The following is a 16,740-nucleotide window of genomic DNA, read 5'->3' on the forward strand; positions in this document are numbered from 1 at the left end:
GTCCTTATTCGCTGTCCAAGGTGGTGTTCTCGTCCGAGGCCGGCCGGGTTAGTCGCTGCTCGTGGAAGGAGCGGCCCCACGCGCGGCGGACGGTGGCGGGACCGTCGGGCCACTGCCAGAGGTAGAGCTGGCCGGCCAGGAGGGCGTAGTCGAGCGGGATGTCGTCGCGGCGCAGCAGGGCGACGATGTCGCGCAGCCGCTGGGCGAGCGTGACGAGGTCGGGGGCGGTGCCCGCCCGGACCAGACGCTTACGGGCCGGCTCGTCGGTGCCGTCGGCCGGCATCAGACGCCGGACCGCCGCGCCCAGGCCGCCGGGCCGTTCCCGGGTGTGCCGGCGGTGCATGGGCGCGGTGCGGGACTGCTGGTGGAACGCCCACAGGGTGCAGGCGGCGTGCAGTGCGTTCTCGGCGCGCACCAGCTCCACCTCGCTCAACGGCCGCGTGTTCTCGGGCCGGGTGTGCAGGGGATCGTTGTCGATCATGCCCCACAGGTCGGGCGTCTCGCCCGCCTCACGGCCCGCACCGCGGCGCAGGCGGGCCAGGGCGGCCACGGCCTGGGGTCTGTCCTGGAGGTATCCCTGCTGCCAGGAGCCGATGTGTGTGGCGGCGAGGTCTGCGACCCGCCGGTGAACCGGGACCACGGTGGGCGCAGCCGCCGGGGACACGGGCGTTGCGGGGGTCATGCGTGCTCCTCCGGGTCGGTCGCGGCGTGATCGGTCTCCGGCAGCGGGTCTGCGGGCCCGGGCCGGGGCAAACCGTCGTCGTCCGGGACGGCGGTACTTCCGCCGGTCCCCGTGGAGTTGGGAGCGTCGGGGTTTCCGAGTGCTCGGGCCAGGCGTCCGCGGAACCACACGTCGGCCAGGCCCGCGTTCAGCCAGTAGGTGCCGCCTTTGTCGCCGGTGTGGATGCGGCCCTGCCAGGCCGCGTCGCCCGCGCCGGCGATGAGGCGGTCCCCGAGACGGCCCACCGTCTGCCGTACCAGGCGCTGCCAGGTCGCGCGGTGCTCGAACGGGTCGTCAACTGTCGCCAGGTCGGACAGCCAGCCGCGGTACGGGTGGTCCAGCGCGTCGAACCCTTCGGCACGGGCCGCGGCCTTCGGTCCGTCCTGCTCGGCTCCGGTGGCGCGGGCCAGGTCGGCCGCGAGGTCCCCCAGGGCCCGTACCGCCCGCTCGGCGTCCTCGGCCGCGGCGATGGCCTGCCGGGCGTAGGCGGGGTCCTGTTGGTGGAGGAGGACGACCGGCATGACCAAGCGGTCGTCGACGACCTCGTCGATCACGGACTGCTGGGTCCCGTACCTGACCCCGGCCACCCGGGCCCGGATCAGGAAACGGCGGGGCAGGTGGCCTTCGGTCACCACACGGGCGACCCAGTCCAGGATCCGCGGCCGCAGACGCGACGGCCCGCCGGCACCGCCACTCTCCTCCAGCCGGTCGGCCAGGAGCGCGGCGATCCCCCGCCACGCCGAGCGGGCCGGATCGTGCTCCAGGGGCAGGTACACGGGAGACCGCCCCAGCTTCTTCTCCTGCACGGGGCTGCGCCGCCACGCGGTCATCGGCTCACAGCGGTGCATGTTCCGCCAGGCCAGCGGGTCACCGTAGCCCAGGACGACACCGTGGACGCCGTCCGCGTCATGATGCAGCCGCACCCGCCGCGACTGCCACGTGTACAGGTCGCGAAGCCCGCTCGCGGCGCGGCCGCCGGATCCCGGCCCGCACGGCTCCCGGCGCCAGGCCGGCCGGTCCCCGACAGAGAAGTCGAGGGCTTCGGTGTCCGCCGCCACCAGATTGAGCAGCAGCGTCTGGCGCAGCGTCGCACCCTCCACGAAGACGCCGCCGAGCCCGCCCGCCCAGCCGGTACCCAGCGGATACACCTTGCCGCCCCTGACCCGCTCGTCACCCACCATGCCGGTCTTGATGCCGGAGGTGTCATAAGCGTGGACGTGCACGAGCCAGCGCGCGGCCTCGGCGAAGGACAGCCGCTCCACGTCCGGTATCCGCGCGGTGAAGAACGGCTCCCCGGCGGGCACGTCGGCCACGATCCGGTTCAGGGAGAACACCTCGTCCTTCCCGGTACGCAGCCCGGCACTCTGCAGAAACGGCGTACGCGGGTGCAACAGGTCGAACCGCTCACAGTGCTCCTCCAGATACGCCTGGACGGGGGCGAAGCAGTCAGGGTCCTCCCACAGCTTTGCCCACTCCTCGACGTCGGCCGGACCGTCCAGGGCATCGTGCGCGATAGCCAGCAGGAGGCGGATCAGGGCGAATTCCTGCGTGGCCAGGTCGCCCACGACACGTCGCAGATCACCGGCCTGGTCGAAGACCTGACGCAGCGACAACTCGTCCTGGGAACCGTTGCTGTGCAGCACCGGGATCCACGGCCGGCGGGTCAGGTCGAAGGACAGCGCCTCACCCGCACCACCGGCACCGGCACCGGCACCGGCACCGGCACCGGGTAATTCAGTCGTCTGCATCCTGGGTCACCTTCAGACCATCGGCTTGGCTGTACTGGAGCGAGAATCCTGCCAGCCGGGTCTGACAATCCTCGTCGAGCGCGAGAATCAGCTGGTCGGAGAGCCAAGGGCTGTCCTTGCCCTGCCACGTGGGCATGTACAGCTGCTCCAGTTCCTGGATGGCCCGGTCCATGGTCTGGCCGGAGAACTGCATGGGGAGCCGCAGGGCGCAGCTCGCGGCCGTGCGGGCCGCGAACCGTGTCGGTGTGGCGTCCTGCGGCAGGGCGAGGCCGGCGCGTTGCCGGTTCTTGCTGTCCGGCTTGAGCCACGGCAGGGTGACGAGAGTGCCGTCGCCGCGGCGCTGGACGACGACGACTTCCAGGCTGTCGCGGCTGTCGCGGACCTGGGCGCGCCCGGTGGGGGTGTCGTCCGTGTCCCCCACCCCGGCGGCGACCCAGCCGAACAGCGGACGCCCCGGTTTGCCGACGTCCCCGAGGCGGAACACGGCGGCGCGCGCGGCCTGGTCGTCTCGGTGACGCTCGAACTGTTCGCGTGCCCTCTTCAGCGCGTCCTGCCAGTGGTCCGGGCCGACCGGTGCCTGGCCGTAGGCGCTCTGCACGAGAGGGCTGATGTCCGCCGGGAGCCGCACCGGCCGCCCGGACCCGCCGTCCAGGTGAGGAAGGAGCACTGCGGCCGATCGCAGCAGGGTGTACTGCCCGTACACGGCGACCGAGCCCCGCACCGGGGCGGGCACGTCCGCCGTCCAGTCGGCACCCGTCAGCAGGCAGCGCGCCGTCCGCAGCTGCTTGGGCCGCTCTGCCTGTCCCGGGCCGCGCTGGTGACGGTGCAGGCGCCCCATGCGTTGCAGCAGCAGGTCGACGGGGCACAGGTCGCTGACCAGCAGGTCGAAATCGACATCCAACGACTGTTCGGCGACCTGGCTGGCCACCACGATGTGCCGGCCCGTGGGCCGGTCACCGGTCTTCTCCGGCGGCCCGAACAGGCGCAGCAGTGTGTTGTCCTTGTCGGCCCGGTCGAGGTCGACGAAGCACGAGTGGGCCACGGTCACGTTTTCGGCCCCGAACCTGTCGCGCAGCACGCGGGCTGTCTCGAGTACCCGCCTGACCGTGTTGCGGATCACCAGGGCGCACCCGCCGTCCGTGAGCTCGCTCTCCAGCCGGTCACCGAGGACATCCAGGCCGTCGTCGAGGCGTTCCAAGCAGACGGCCGTCGACCGGGCCGACGCCTGCGGGCGGCGGCACAGTGCGGTGCCGCCCGGAGCGACGGCGGTCAGCAGCGGGTATGCATCCGGTGCGGCCGTCTCCGGCGCGGCATCCGTCCGGCCGGAGTACGCCTCGACGAGTTCGCGTCTGCGGGAGGCCGGCAGGGTCGCGGACAGCACCACCACCGGCACCCGGTAGGCACCCAGCCACGACAGCACCCGGTCCAGGTACACACTCATGTACGTGTCATAGGCGTGCGCCTCGTCGATGACGACGACCTTCCCCGCCACCGCCAGGTGCCGCAGCGCCAGATGCCGGCTCTTCAGCCCGGCGAACAGCAACTGGTCGATCGTGCCCGCCACGAACGAGGCCAGCATGGCCTTCTTGTGGCCACGCAGCCAGGCATGCGCCACCAGTTCGGCAGCAACCCGGTGCTGCCCGTCGTGCCGCCGGCGGGGTGCGGGCGGCGCTTCGTCCACCCCGACAGCGGTGACCTGCCCGGCACGGGCCATCAGGCCGGCGAAGTCCTCGTTGAGTGCGGCCTTGGAATGCGCCAGATGCACCGAGCGGCGCTCGCCGGCCACCCCCGGCAACCGCTCCAGCCAGGTGAGCAGCCGCGGGAACATGGCGTTGCCGGTGGCCATGGTCGGCAGGGCGAAGAACACCCCTCCCGCACCCGAACGCGCCGCGAAGATCTCGGCCACGGCGAGCGCCGCCTCCGTCTTCCCCTCCCCCATCGGCGCCTCGACGATCATCAACCCGGGCGCCTCCATCTCCCGGGCCAGGTTCACGGCCGCTTCCTGGACCGGGCGTATCCGCGCCTGCGCCGGCAGGTCGAACCGGGAGGCGAACAACTCCTGCGCGTTCAGGCCGGTTTCCTCGGCCTGCCAGGGTTCCGGCAGGTCCAAGCCCTGCCAGGCCGCGGCGAGACGCTCCTGGTCACTGCGGGATGTGCCGTCGGGGAAGTAGGGGAAGAGGTCGGGGTTGCTGGCGATCCAGTCGCAGACGATGACCAGCGCGGCCAGCAGCACCTGCACCGGCTGCGGCAGCTGCACCGTCCGCCATGCCGCCAACCGTTGTCCCACGCCGAAACGCTCGGCGCAGGCGTCGAGCAGCTCGGTCTGCACCTGCCGCCACACGCGGCCGCTCGCCCCCGGGGTACGCAGCAGCTCCTCATGCTCGTACAGGGCGGTGATCTGCGCGTGTTCGGGCGGCACACCGTGATGCCCGCCCACAGCCACCGTGAACTGCCCAATCCGGGCAGGCACCCACCTGTGCCGCTCCTCCAGCCACTGGCCCAGCAGCACCTGCCCGGCCAGGCCGTGCGGCGCGATCCGGCGGTCCGGGCCCATCGCCTTCGCCGAACGCATCTCCAGCCCGTGCCCACGCATCGCCTCAGCGAGCTGATCGACCTGGCAGGCGAACGCCGGCGTGGCCTTGCCGATGTCATGCACACCCGCAAGCCACACAGCCAGGGCACGGGCATCCGCATCACCCCCCGGCAACACCCCGGCCACCAGAGCGCGCACCCCCACCGGCAGCCACCGATCCCACAACAGACCCGCCACCGCAGCGGCATCCTCCATATGCCGCCACAACGGCAACCACCCCTCGGAGTCCCGGTCAAACTTCGCCCACACCGACCGAGCCGGCCCCCCAAGCCGGCCCAACAAGCCGGAACAAGCACTCCCCTCACCACTCATGAGCGATAGATACAGGCAGCAACCACCACCCCACACAAAAACAAGCCAACCGGAGCATCTGCAGGGCAAACAGCCACCCCCGTCACGTAAAATCATCCGCTTGCTCTGATCCAGCGAGAACCACCTGCGAGACCGAATACCCCTAATGCCCCATTGGCCGGAACCCGCAATAGTCACTGAAAACGTCTCCCTGCGGCAATAAACCCACAGGTCAACAAGTCTGCTCCCCGCACCCGCGGGGATGGTCCATCTGGTCGAGCAGCTTTCCGCGCACGGCGAGGCTGCTCCCCGCACCCGCGGGGATGGTCCCGGGTTGGGTGTCGGCGAACGAACTAGGAGCCGCTGCTCCCCGCACCCGCGGGGATGGTCCCCGGGGTGCCGGCACCAGAGGGGCCCCGGCCGGCTGCTCCCCGCACCCGCGGGGATGGTCCCTGCCACGAGACCGCCGAGGAGCTCGCCGCCAACTGCTCCCCGCACCCGCGGGGATGGTCCCCTTCTGTACTCCAAGGGCGTCAACGTGGTGCACTGCTCCCCGCACCCGCGGGGATGGTCCCCAGCCAACCTCCGCTGCACCCACAGCAGCACCCTGCTCCCCGCACCCGCGGGGATGGTCCCTCGGCGAAGCCGGTGCACAGGATCACGGCGACCTGCTCCCCGCACCCACGGGTATGGTCCCCGTCTCGCCCGGCACGTCCTCGGCACGCTCGCCTGCTCCCGGCACCTGCGGGGATCGTCGGGCGGTTCCGAAGCGGACGCCTCTGCTCCCCCGCACCCGCGGGGATGGTCCCCCGTCGGCGACGATGTCGGCGCACGCTTCGGCCTGCTCTCCGCACCCGCAAGGATGGCCCCCTCCACCCCTGGTGGCGCGGGAACCGCGAGATCTGCTCCCGCACCCGCGGGGATGGTCCCGACTACACCGCGCTCTTCGCGAAGGAGTGCACCTGCTCCATGCACCCGCAGGGACAGTCCCGGCAAGAAGGGCGCCCACGGTCGCCGCCGGCGCCTGCTCCCCGCGCCCGCGGGGATGGCCCGGGACGCCCGGCTCGGTCCCGGAGGCGGAGTCCTGCTCCCCTCACCCGCGGGGATGGTCCCCCGCCTATGCCAGGATGTGGACCCATGGATGACTGCTCCCCTCACCCGCGGGGATAGTCCCGGCCGGCTCCGTACGGAAGCCGTGATCGACGCCTGCTCCCCGCACCTGCAGGGATGGCCCCGCTTTCTCGGCTGCCCTGCTCGGCCTCGGCGACTGCTCCCCGCACCCGCAGGGATAGCCCCATCCCGCTCACCGTGTACGGAGAGGTGAGCAACTGCTCCCCGCACCCGCGGGAATGGTCCCGCTGCCATGGAGGTGCCGGCTTCGACGCCAGATGCTCCCCGCACCCGCGGGGATAGTCCCCAGTACCAGACCGCCCTGGCGCACCACGCGCCCTGCTCCCCGCACCCGCGGGGGTGCTCCCTGGGCCAGCACCTCGCACGCGGTGCTCTTGAACTGCTCCCCGCAGCCGCAGGGATGGCCCCGAGTGCGCGTACCCGAGATGCACCCGTCCTCGCTGTTCCCCGCACCCGCAGGGATGATTCCGTCGCCCGGGTGGTCTGGGCGGTGCGCAGAGACTGCTCCCCGCACCTGCGGGGATGGTCCCTCGCAGTTCTGGGTGAAGCGTCCCTTATGGGGCTGCTCCCCGCACCCGCAGGGATGATCCCTCCCGCAGCGCCCTGGTGGGGATGGATGCCAACTGCTCCCCGCACCCGCGGGGATGGTCCCGGGTTCCGGGCGCCGGTCGTGCGGGCCGGCTTCTGCTCCCCGCACCCGCGGAGATGGTCCCTCTGGCCGAGGAGACCGGAAATCCGCTCCTCCCCGCTCCTCGCACCCGCGGGGATGGTCCTGCGGTCACCTCCACCACTCCCCCACGTCCTGTCCATGACGCATGGTGGGTTCAGGCCCGTAAGGTCCACGGCGAGCGGGACAGCACCCGGGCGCTGATCGAGGTGCTGCTGCTGGCCCGGCACATCCTCACAAGTACCTGGTCGCCGGGCTGGCCACCGCCCTGCGGGCCGGGGCCCTGGCCGCGGACGCGGTCGCTTTGGAGGCCCGCAAGGCCGCCCAGGCCGAAGACGACCCGCCTGTCACCACTTTACCCTCAGGCGGCCCCGGGTCGGCGACGGTGACGTTTCTGCACGAGTGGCGTCTTGCCCACCTGCCGCCGGACACCAGGCCGCTGCCCTCGGTGACCCCCTATGACCAGTTGCGCCGCCACCGTCGCGCCAGCGGCGGCGCCCATCCAGAGGGAGAAGCCCAGTGACCCTGCCCCGCCAGCGAGGCTTGACCGAGCAGACCGCCGACGCCGCCATCGACACCGCCTGCCGCATGCTGCGGCTGCGGCTGCGGCTGCGGCTGCGGCTGCGGCTGCGGCTGCCGAGCATTCGCAACGAGTTCGCCGACATTGCCGACAGGGCGGTGAAGGATCAGATGACCTACCGCGGCTTCCTCGCTGAGCTGCTGATGGCCGAGTGCGACGACCGGGCTCGCCGCCGCTCGGAGCGCAGGATCAAGGCGGCTGGCTTCCCGAGGGAGAAGTCGCTGCGGACCTTCGACTTCGGCGCCAACCCGAACCTCGATCCGGCCACCATCCACACCCTCGCCTCCTGCGAGTGGATCAAGAAGGGGCAGCCGCTCTGCCTGATCGGCGACTCCGGCACCGGCAAGTCGCACATGCTCATCGCCCTGGGCGCCGAGGCCGTGATGAAGGGCTACCGAGTCCGCTACACGCTGGCCACGAAGCTGGTGAACGAGCTGGTCGAGGCCGCCGACGAGAAGCAGCTGAACAAGACCATCGCCCGTTACGGTCGCGTCGATCTTTTGTGCATCGACGAGCTTGGATACATGGAACTCGATCGGCACGGCGCCGAACTGCTCTTCCAGGTGCTGACCGAACGCGAGGAGAAGAACAGCGTCGCCATCGCCTCCAACGAGTCCTTCGGCGGCTGGACCAAGACCTTCACCGACCCCCGCCTCTGCGCGGCCATCGTCGACCGCCTGACCTTCAACGGCACCATCACCGAGACCGGCACCGACTCCTACCGCCTCTCCAGCACCCGGGCACGAGCCGAGCAACCCGCCAAGGCCGGCTGACACCTGCCGGTCCTGCCCCGACCGCTGCCCTCACGGCCGACGGTCGAGCCGGACGGTGGAGGAATCACCTACTTGTCGGCGCGGGCCACAAGCAGCGGCTGGAAAAAGCCTGTCTCCTGCGGCATCCGCCACCGGGCGTCGACAAAGCCGGCCTTGGCTGCGAGGCCGGCCAACCGGTCCTGGCTGAGGGCCCAGTAGGTGGTCCGGCGGACCTTGACGCGCCATTCTCCGCCTGCCGGAAGGAGTTGGAAGTGCTCCAAGTCGTAGTGCTCGCCGTCGCCGTGCCAGTGCCAGAGCTGGAAGGTAACGGTCCGTTCTCCGCCGTCGGCGCAGTCGGCGGCCCGGTGGACTTGTGGAGGCGTCGAAACGGGGTGGTCGCGCAGCAGATCGTCGTAGTGGCGTGTGCTGACCAGCAGCAGGCCGTCGGGGCGCAGCACGCGGCGCATCGCAGCCAGGGCGGCGTGCACGTCCTGCTCTGTCAGCAGGTGGGGCAGCGAGTTGTCAGCGCACACGACGACGTCGAACCGGCCATCGGGAAACGGGAGGCGTCTCATGTCGGCGGCTGCCGTACGCAGGCTGAGGCTTCGGCGGGCGGCCTCACGGCCAGCGCGGGCGGCGGCACGAGGGCTGAGATCAGTGCCGGTGACGCGGTGCTCGCGCAGCGCCAAGCCGATGGCCTGCGTGCCGATGCCGCAGGAACAGTCGAGCACCTCGACACGATCCTGACCGATAAGGGCGTCGAGGGCGTCCCCCTGTCGGCGAATGCTGGCGTCCCAGTCTGAATAGATCAGGTGGTAGTCGTCGGCCAGTTCGTCGTAAAAGTGCGCCACCGATGTCTCAGGCATGGCCAGAGGCTACCGTGCCTGATCTTCCCCAGGCGCTAGTCACCTCAGTGGTCCGCGTGACGCCCTCACCGACGACAGCGCCGTCATTTCCCGTGAACATCTCCGAGTGTGTTGATCGCCAACTGCTGTCGAAACTCATCGACAAATGCTGCTGCTGAACGTGAACGAAGCCACGCGTTCGGTGGCGATCTGCTCCCCACACCCGCGAGGATGGCCCCCTGCTTTGTAGGAGGCACCATGCCCCGACCTGCTCCCGCACCCGTGGGGATGCTCCCCCGGGACCCGGGAGCCGGGGACCAAACCCGGGCTGCTCCGCGCACCCGCAGGGATGGTCCCGTGATCGTGCGCGGCAAGCTCCGGGCGCACTGCTCCGGCACCCGCGGGGATGGTCCCAGCTGGTCCCCGGGGAGGATCGGCACGGTGGTCTGCCCCCCCCGCACCCGCAGCGATTGGCTTTAGACGTCGTTTCAGTTGGTGAGTTTGCGGTAGCTGATGAGGGCCGCGGCGATGCCGACGAAGGCCAGGAAGTGCTCGGCCTTTCGCTCGTAACGGCTGTGCAGCCTTCGGCATCCGGCCAGCCAGGAGACCGTTCTCTCGACGACCCAGCGGTGTCGGCCCAGCCGGGTGGAAGACTCGATGCCCTTGCGGGCGATACGGTGGCGGATGCGACGCTCGCGAAGCCATTTCCGCAGGTGGTCGTAGTCGTAGCCCTTGTCGGCATGGAGCTTGGCCGGACGCCGGCGGCGGGGTCCGCGGCGGGAACGGATGGGCGGGATCCCACGCACGAACGGTTCCAGGCCGAGGCTGTCGTGCAGGTTGGCGCCGGAGACCCCCAGCGACAGCGGCACGCCGTTGTGGTCGGTGATGAGGTGGATTTTCGATCCCGGCTTGCCGCGATCGGTCGGATTCGGTCCCGTCAGCGGCCCCCCTTTTTTGCCGCCCGGACGCTGACGGAGTCGATCGCGCACCGCGACCAGTCCAGCTCGCCCCGAGCACCGAGTTCGTCGAGGATGACGCGGTGCAGCCGGGCCCACACCCGCTCCCGGCTCCACTGGGCGAAGCGCCGGTAGACCGTGGGCCAGGCCGGCCCGAAAACCGGCGGCAACTGCCGCCAGGCGCAGCCCGAGGTGGCGACGAAGATGATCGCCGCCAGGCATTCACGGTCCCCGGCACGCCGGCGACCGCCACCCTGCGGGCGTATGACCTCCGTCGGCGGGACCACCCGCCGAAACAGCGTCCACAACTCGCCCGGCACCAACCGCTCCACCAGATCCGTCACGCACGGCTCAACGAGCGAACACACCAACAGAAACGGCGTCTAACGTACAGAACCCTCCATAAGCTGCGCGATCCGCGCGGCCAGCTTGGCGACGGTCAGCGCGTCGAAGAGGTCGGTGATGGACAACTTGACCCCGTACCTCTTGTTGATTTGCCGCACGCTGGTGAACATCATGATCGAGTGAGCCCCGTAGTCGAGCAACGAGCGGCCGGGGTCGACCTGTGCCACGTTCAACAACTGGGCCCACATAGCAGCGAGTTCGGCCTGCAGGTCGCTCGCACACCCGGCAGGTGAGTCCACAACAGACTCATCAAACCGCGCGTCGCGCAGCAGTGCGACGCGGTCGAACTTGCCATTGCCGGTGGTGGGAATCCGGTCCACAAGCAGAAGGTGCGCGGGCACCATGTAGTCCGGCAGCCCGGCGCGTAGAGCGTCCCGCAACTGGTCACCCACGAAGTCTTCGGCTACCGCGAACAGAACGATCGCCTTGCCTCCGTTGACATCGCGGACGGCGGCGACGGCCGCGCGCACACCGGGAACCGCACGGGCGACGCTCTCGACCTCGCCGAGCTCGACCCGGAAACCGCGGATCTTGACTTGGTCGTCGTCGCGGCCGAGGAAGACTAGGGTTCCCGTCTCGTCGCGCAGAACCTGGTCGCCGGTTCGGTACATCGTCCCGCCGTCGCTGCGGAACGGGTCCGGCAGAAACGCCTTGGCGGTCCGCGCCTCGTCGTTGATGTAGCCGAGCGCCGGGCAAGCGCCGCCGAGGCACAGCTCCCCTGCGACGCCGGTGGGCGCGAGGTGGCCGGTGACGTCGACGACATATGCGGCCACGCCGGTGAGCGGATTGCCGATGGGCGCGTGGTCCGGCCATTCCGTGTCGGGTGCGGTGAACCGCGCGGTGGTTACCGCGTGCGTCTCGGTCGGGCCGTAGAGGTTGATGAGTGTGCAGTGCGGGTGCGTACGGAAGAGCTCCCGGATGTCCTGGTCGATGATCAGCTGCTCGCCGGAGACGCACAGGTGGGTCAGGTGTTCCAGCCGGGCTCCTGCATCCGCGACCGCCTGAGCGAGCGGGCGCAATGCGGCCACCGGCAGGTACAGGTGGGTGACGCCCGCATGCTGGACATGGTCGACCAGCGCGGCGAAGTCCTGGCGCCGCACCGATTCCCGCGAGACGACCGTGCCGCCGCCGCACAACGTCGGGACGATCTCCTGGAACGACACGTCGAATCCCAGCGGCGCATACTGCATGAACCGGGTTTCGGATCCCATGTCCAGCGCAGCCAGCTGCCAAGCGGTGAGGTTGCGCAATACGCTCTGCGCCATGTGGATGCCCTTGGGCTTGCCCGTCGATCCGGAGGTGAACATGACGTACGTCGCCTCCGCGTCGGTGGTGACCGCGGCGTCGTGCGAAGACGGCCGCAGGTCCGCCACTGCCAGGGAACGCACGCCGGGCAGCGTGATGTCACCGATCAGCACGCGGCATCCCGCGGTGGTGGCCATGTACTCCAGGCGATCCGCCGGCAGCGCACCGTCCAGCGGCAGGTAGGCGGCTCCGATGCGCATCACGGCGAGCATCGCGGTCGTGGTGTCAGCGAGAGTGTCAAGGTTCAGCCCGACGACGTCCCCCGAGCCCACCCCGAGCTCGCGCAACGCGGTGGCCACACGGCTGACCCTGATATCCAGATCAGCGTAGCTGATCCGCTGACCCGCTTCCTCGATCGCGATCCGCTCCGGCTGCTGTACCGTCACCTCGCGGATCCAGTCAACGAGCGAGTGCATCGCTGGCTCCCGCCAGTACCCGTCCACGGTCACCGACTCCTGCCGGGACGCGTCCTCGAACAGGCCGGCCAGCTCGACGGCCGGGTCGGCGGCCGCTCGGTCGCACGCTGTCTGCAACGATGTCAGCACCGCGTGCCCCGCTCCGGCCCCGACCAGCTCCTGATCATACTCCAGCTCGATCCGCCACCCGTCGGAGAGGGCAGTAACACCTACCCAAAGGTCAAACTTGGCGGTGTGGTTGCCGTGGGAGCGCACCGAGCGCACCTCTTCCGGCCAGACGGGCACGTCGTACAGGGCGAACAGGACGTTGAAGACGGGGTTGCGGTTGCCGACCCGCTCCGGATTGAGGCGCTCGACCACCTGACTGATGGCGACCTTGCCGCGCTCCCTGGTGAACTCCACCTCTTGGCGCACGGCGGACCGGGCAAAGTCTCCGAACCCGGCCGCCCAGTCCAGCCCGACGCGCACCGGCAACGTGTTGACGAAGAAGCCAGCGAGGCCCACCGCGCCGAAGGTGCGACGGTTGTAGAAGACGTTCGCGATGGTCACGTCCTCACTCGAACTGTGCCTGCCCACCGTGGCGCTCAGTACCGCCATGAAGAACTCGTAGGGAGTGATGCCGTATTGCTGGCAGGCAAGGCGAATCGCCTCGCCGCCGACCTCGCAGGTCAGCCGCTCCCCCAGAAACTGGGTCTGGGCCGGTCGCTGCGGATGCGGGTGCAGGGTCACCTGTGCAGCGTGCCGCAGGCGCTCAGCCAGCTCGTCGGCCTGCGCGGCAGTCTCCGGTGAGCTCGCGATGCGCTCGTGCACAGCGAGCTCGGCCGCGTACTGCTCTTCTCGCGTCACCCGAAGCTCCGCGAGCTCTTTCTGCGGCAGGTCGTCGGCGAGGATTCGGTGCAGGTCCTCGAGGACCGGCAGCAGGGAGAAGTGACAGAACACGATGTGGTGAACGCCGAACACGAGCACGGCCCGTTCCGGCGAGTAGAGGTAGACAGCACGGTAGAGCGGTCCCGCATAGGGATCGAAGCGGACAGCACCCACCTCGTCGACCACCGCACGCATCTGATCCGCGACGAACTCACGGCACTCGAACGGGAAGTCGGCATCCCCTGGCGGATCGACCAGCACTGCGTGTGGCGCGGGCACTTCGCGGAAGAGCGTGCGCAGTGCCGGTTGCGTCCACGTGGCCTTGTGCAGCGCCTTCCGCAGCAACTCCGGGGCGAGCGGCCGCGTCAGCTCTATCTCGTAGGTCAAGTTGTACAGGTGCCGTGCGGGTATTTGCTGGTCCAGCACCAGCAAACCCAGCTGCGAGGCGCTGATCGGAAGCGCGCTCACGGGGGCCGTGCTGCCGACGACGGTGGTCACGAGTCGCTCCTCACTGAGCCGGCCGCAATGTCGGCGAGCTGCCTACGGTCGATCTTTCCGTTGCTGTTGCGGGGAAACTCACGCACGGGCAGGTAGTGCCGCGGGTGCAGGTACACCGGCAGCCTGTCCGCGACGAGCGCCGCGAGGTCCGGCTCGGCGACATCACCGGTGAACATCACGACGAGCTCCACCTCGCCGCTCTCGGCCGCCGCGGGCAGCACGACGACCTCGCCGACTCCGGGGTGGCCACGCAGTACGGTCTCCACCTCACCTGGTTCAACCCGGTAGCCGCGGATCTTCACCTGGTTGTCCAGCCGGTCGAGGTGCACGATCAGACCGTCCTCCAACCGAACCCGGTCGCCCGTCCGGTACCAGCGCTGCCCGTCGATGACGACGAAGCGGCCCTCGTCGCGAGAGCTGTCGAGGTAGCCGTTGAACACCTGGGGTCCGCTGACGAGGAGCTCGCCTTCGGTGGCAAGGCAGTTCGCGACGTCGACGATCAGGACGCGCGCGCCCGGGAACACGGAGCCGATTGGCACAGAATGGTTGCTCGTGCCCGGCCAGTCCGCCGGGTTCTTCGGCAGCAGGTATCCGGTGCACGCCACCGTCGCCTCGGTGGGACCGTAGAGGTTGCTGATCCGGCTCGCCGGCGCCGCGACGGACCAAGCGCGAGCCTGCGCGACGGTCAATTGCTCGCCGAGGAACACACTGTGCCGCAACAACGGCAGCACACCAGGGGTGAGCATCCGCAGCCGGTCGGCGACCGAGACGGCGGACGGCACGGAACACCAGTGCGTCAAACGCAGCTCAGCGGCGTACCGCACCGGGTTGAGCAGCTCCATCGGCGAACGCGGCGGCACGAGTGTCGCCCCCGCACCCCAGGTGGCGAACATCTCCAGCACGGAGATGTCGAAGGTGAGGTCGGCGGTGCTGGGCATGCGGCAGCCCGGCCCGAGCTCGATCGCGCCGATCACGTGCCGCAGGAAGGCGGACACGGCGTGGTGCCTGATCGCGACGCCCTTCGGTGCACCGGTGGATCCGGAGGTGAACAGCAGGTAGGCGGGCCGGTCGGCGGGAGGCTGCCGCACATCGGTGGCGGCTTCGGTCGTCACGGTGGACATGTCGAGCGCGTTGGGAAGGTCGTGGCCTTCGGTGAGCACGACCTCCACACCTGCCGCCGCGCACACCTGCAGGTGGCGCGAGGTGGGGTGAGCCGGGTTCAACGGCACGACCGTCGCCCCCAACCGAAGCGCGGCGAGGTAGCCAGCGTATGCGTCGGCGGTGCGCGCGGCCAACAGGCCTACGACGGTGGGAGTGCCGCTTGCTTCCACCAGCCGTGCGGCCAGTGACTCGGCTCGTCGGCTCAGCCGCGCGTAGCTGTAGACGTCGCCCGCCACCTCGAGCGCGGGGGCGTCCGGGTATGCGCGGACCGAACGATCGAACCACGAATACAACGTGTCCGGTGTCATGACGCCTCCTGCAACGGGGTCAACAGCTTGATGACAACGGCGAAACTGTTGTCCACAAGGGACGGACGTGGCCGGCCTCGCTTGAACGACTCGACGGCGAAGCGCAACGACCTGACCAACTGCCACCACGCCTCCGCCGCCGCACCGGCATCGTCGACGGCCGTCTGGCCTGTCGCGGCGAGCCAGCGCAGCCGGTAGTCCTGGTGCCGGGCGGCGGCCCATACGTCTTCATGGTTCGCCGCGGCCTCGGCGGAGCCGATGGTGAACCAGTCCCTGAGATGCGCGAGCGCCGCCGTGCCGGTCACCCACTCCCCCGGCATGGTGGCCTCGCGCGTTCTCTGCCGGGTCAGCCAGCGCAGGTGCGTATGGGGCGGCGTTTCGACGCGGTCACCGAACACGTAGGCGTCGCGCAGCAGTTGCGCCGGAGTCGGATCGGCGGGCGTGCGCATGGCGGTGATCAGAGCGTCGTCGGTGATCCAGCCGGTGAACGGCCGCTTCTCACCGCTTGGCAGCAACGCTGCGAACAGGTCGACGACGTGCCACCGCCCGGTTTCCCGCCCGTCCAGGAGGATCCAGTGCGAGCTGGTACCAACCACCAGCACCCGGCCGTGCCGCCGCAGCTCGGTTTCCACCGCGTCGAGTGCCTCTCGGGAATCGCCGCTGGACCGGTAGCCGAGCGACATGCCGTCGGGCAGGAGGGCCAGCGAACGGCCGTGGTGCGAGAACTCGGGCCGCGCTGTGTCCACCCGCACCGCGAGCTGAACGGACCGGGCGATGTGGGCGCGCACGTCGTGGTGGTCGTCGGCCAGGTAGGCGGCGAGGTTAGCGGTGTAGCAGCTCAGTTCATTCGTCATCAGCATTCCCGCGTTCGTGACCCAGTTCGGTGAAGGCACAGCTGAACGGGACTGCCGAGTGCTCCCGCAACGCCACCCACTCCACCTCGTTCCAGCTGCCACCTGGCTGGCCCGGGGCGACCGGGACCGTCCACGGAAGACCGCCAAGCCCCGCGCCCGTCGCCTTGACGCACGCTTCCTGCGTCGACCAGATCCAGGCGAACTCCAGCGCGCGAACGCTATCGGGCAGCGCCGCGAGCCCGGCGGCATCCGCGGCGGAACAACACCGCGCGATCACCTCAGCCGAGACTTCGACCGGCGTCTGCACGTCCACCCCGACCGCCCGGCCGGGGCTCACCGCGGCAGCCACCCACCCGGCAGAATGCGACAGGCTGATACCGACGCCGGGCAGTCCCGGAATCCACGGCCGACCGCATCCCCGGTTGGCTATCGGACCATCGTGCGGTCGGCCGATTTCCGCAAGCAGGGTCCGCACCAAGGTGCGCGCGGCCAGGTATTCCTCGGCGCGCCACGAGGGCATGCCGGTCACGGCCGCGCGGTCGGAAGCGGCCACCGGCAAGTCGGCAAGAACCCGGTGAGTGCGGCGCGCCGCGCACACCACGTCGGTGGAAACCTCGATAGTGGTCACGGGGCGTCCCGCCG

10 protein-coding genes and 1 CRISPR repeat array are annotated in these 16,740 nt (G+C 70.0%); of the genes, 1 reads left to right on the forward strand and 9 read right to left on the reverse strand.

Going from position 1 to position 16,740, the window contains the following annotated elements; translation table 11 throughout:
• Positions 1–4: 4 nt before the first annotated feature.
• From casB to cas3, 3 genes are read right to left on the reverse strand one after another with little or no spacing between them, the layout of a single operon-like run.
• The gene (gene casB, locus HB370_RS00295) at positions 5–682 is read right to left on the reverse strand and encodes a type I-E CRISPR-associated protein Cse2/CasB (RefSeq protein ID WP_030793545.1); all 678 of its coding nucleotides are present in this window, start codon (positions 680–682) and stop codon (positions 5–7) included.
• Positions 679–2,469: a type I-E CRISPR-associated protein Cse1/CasA gene (casA, locus tag HB370_RS00300; RefSeq protein WP_030793548.1), complete on the reverse strand. Its 1,791-nt coding sequence runs from the start codon at positions 2,467–2,469 to the stop codon at positions 679–681. The genes casB and casA overlap by 4 nt, the downstream gene beginning before the upstream one ends.
• Positions 2,456–5,257 (reverse strand): CRISPR-associated helicase Cas3', encoded by a 2,802-nt coding sequence (cas3, locus tag HB370_RS00305; protein ID WP_244405299.1) that lies wholly within the window; start codon positions 5,255–5,257, stop codon positions 2,456–2,458. The genes casA and cas3 overlap by 14 nt, the downstream gene beginning before the upstream one ends.
• 337 nt (positions 5,258–5,594) lie before the next feature.
• Positions 5,595–7,258: a CRISPR direct-repeat array (repeat unit 28 nt; unit sequence CTGCTCCCCGCACCCGCGGGGATGGTCC).
• Between the two features lie 412 nt (positions 7,259–7,670).
• On the opposite strand from cas3, the gene istB reads away from it, so the two are divergent.
• Complete coding sequence (gene istB / locus HB370_RS00310) at positions 7,671–8,504, forward strand: IS21-like element helper ATPase IstB (RefSeq protein WP_030793554.1); 834 nt, start codon at positions 7,671–7,673, stop codon at positions 8,502–8,504.
• A gap of 68 nt (positions 8,505–8,572) precedes the next feature.
• Here istB and HB370_RS00315 read toward each other — a convergent pair whose 3' ends face one another.
• The 6 genes from HB370_RS00315 to HB370_RS00340 form a co-directional block, all read right to left on the reverse strand.
• Positions 8,573–9,349, reverse strand: a complete 777-nt coding sequence (locus HB370_RS00315) for a class I SAM-dependent methyltransferase (RefSeq protein WP_030793556.1) — start codon at positions 9,347–9,349, stop codon at positions 8,573–8,575.
• A 467-nt stretch (positions 9,350–9,816) separates the two neighbouring features.
• A protein-coding gene (locus HB370_RS00320; protein ID WP_167513364.1) for an IS5 family transposase occupies positions 9,817–10,616 on the reverse strand; the annotation gives its coding sequence in 2 pieces (ribosomal slippage) (positions 9,817–10,284 and positions 10,287–10,616; 798 coding nt in all).
• Positions 10,617–10,667: 51 nt separating this feature from the next.
• Positions 10,668–13,775, reverse strand: coding sequence for a non-ribosomal peptide synthetase (locus tag HB370_RS00325; protein ID WP_167512924.1), 3,108 nt, complete (start codon positions 13,773–13,775; stop codon positions 10,668–10,670).
• Entirely contained in the window at positions 13,772–15,244 is a 1,473-nt protein-coding gene (locus HB370_RS00330) for an AMP-binding protein (RefSeq protein ID WP_030793569.1), read from the reverse strand. Before HB370_RS00330 ends, HB370_RS00325 begins: the two co-directional genes overlap by 4 nt.
• The gene (locus tag HB370_RS00335) at positions 15,241–16,098 is read right to left on the reverse strand and encodes a hypothetical protein (protein WP_157855667.1); all 858 of its coding nucleotides are present in this window, start codon (positions 16,096–16,098) and stop codon (positions 15,241–15,243) included. The genes HB370_RS00330 and HB370_RS00335 overlap by 4 nt, the downstream gene beginning before the upstream one ends.
• Complete coding sequence (locus tag HB370_RS00340; RefSeq protein WP_244405301.1) at positions 16,088–16,726, reverse strand: 4'-phosphopantetheinyl transferase superfamily protein; 639 nt, start codon at positions 16,724–16,726, stop codon at positions 16,088–16,090. The genes HB370_RS00335 and HB370_RS00340 overlap by 11 nt, the downstream gene beginning before the upstream one ends.
• Positions 16,727–16,740 lie beyond the last annotated feature (14 nt).

Source organism: Streptomyces sp. DSM 40868 (assembly GCF_011820545.1).
Classification (GTDB): domain Bacteria; phylum Actinomycetota; class Actinomycetes; order Streptomycetales; family Streptomycetaceae; genus Streptomyces; species Streptomyces eurythermus.

Coding starts and splice junctions, on each gene's coding strand:
- HB370_RS00315 (WP_030793556.1), bottom strand. CDS start 9,349: ATGCCTGAGACATCGGTGGCGCACTTTTACGACGAACTGGCCGACGAC.
- casA (WP_030793548.1), bottom strand. CDS start 2,469: ATGCAGACGACTGAATTACCCGGTGCCGGTGCCGGTGCCGGTGCCGGT.
- HB370_RS00335 (WP_157855667.1), bottom strand. CDS start 16,098: ATGACGAATGAACTGAGCTGCTACACCGCTAACCTCGCCGCCTACCTG.
- cas3 (WP_244405299.1), bottom strand. CDS start 5,257: ATGGAGGATGCCGCTGCGGTGGCGGGTCTGTTGTGGGATCGGTGGCTG.
- casB (WP_030793545.1), bottom strand. CDS start 682: ATGACCCCCGCAACGCCCGTGTCCCCGGCGGCTGCGCCCACCGTGGTC.
- HB370_RS00330 (WP_030793569.1), bottom strand. CDS start 15,244: ATGACACCGGACACGTTGTATTCGTGGTTCGATCGTTCGGTCCGCGCA.